Source organism: Ensifer sp. EB106-03-01-XG145, assembly GCF_058792075.1.
This window is the reverse complement of record NZ_JBYTEC010000082.1, coordinates 1-506: the sequence shown is the minus strand read 5'-3', so window position 1 is coordinate 506 and position 506 is coordinate 1. Positions and strand designations below refer to the sequence as shown.

Annotated in this window: 2 protein-coding genes; both read right to left on the bottom strand. The window is 61.3% G+C overall.

The annotated features are described in order from the left end of the window. Positions 1-345, bottom strand: a complete 345-nt coding sequence (locus AC3WWH_RS34835; RefSeq protein ID WP_058321578.1) for a hypothetical protein — start codon at positions 343-345, stop codon at positions 1-3. Beyond that, positions 342-506, bottom strand: a 165-nt coding sequence (locus AC3WWH_RS34830; RefSeq protein WP_492377635.1) for a transposase, incomplete at its 5' end; no start/stop codon positions are given. The genes AC3WWH_RS34830 and AC3WWH_RS34835, both read right to left, overlap by 4 nt.

The following is a 506-nucleotide window of genomic DNA, read 5'->3' as shown; positions in this document are numbered from 1 at the left end:
CTAGCAGGCTGTTGAAGAAGTCTCCCGTTTGGCCTTTAGAATGGCCTCGTCGCCGTTGTGATAAGCGAAAGTGATCTCGATCGAGCCGCTATCGAGCAATTCGGCATGACCGTCACCTGAGACCTCGTCCATTTCGTCGCATCCCGCCCATGTGAAGGAGACCATGGACGTGCTGTAGGCGAGATCGAGGCCCGCTTGCATCGCACCGAAGGCGATTTCGCCATGACCGTTGGCCCTGATGGTGATTGTGGCGGGCTCGACCAGGTCGAGATAATCCCGACCCCACAGATCGGCCTCGACGATCCGCCAGCGGCCAATCAGGCGGCAGTTTCTGGCCGCGCTCATGACAGCACCGCCATCAGTTTCGGTAGCCGTACCAGATTGTAAGCGGCGGCCGCGAAGGTGAAGGCCCATCCGACGCGGTCGCGGCCACGGAACTTCGTCTTGTCCTGCCCGGCGACGGTCTTGATCCAGCCGAACGCCTCCTCGATGCGCTTGCGGATGCG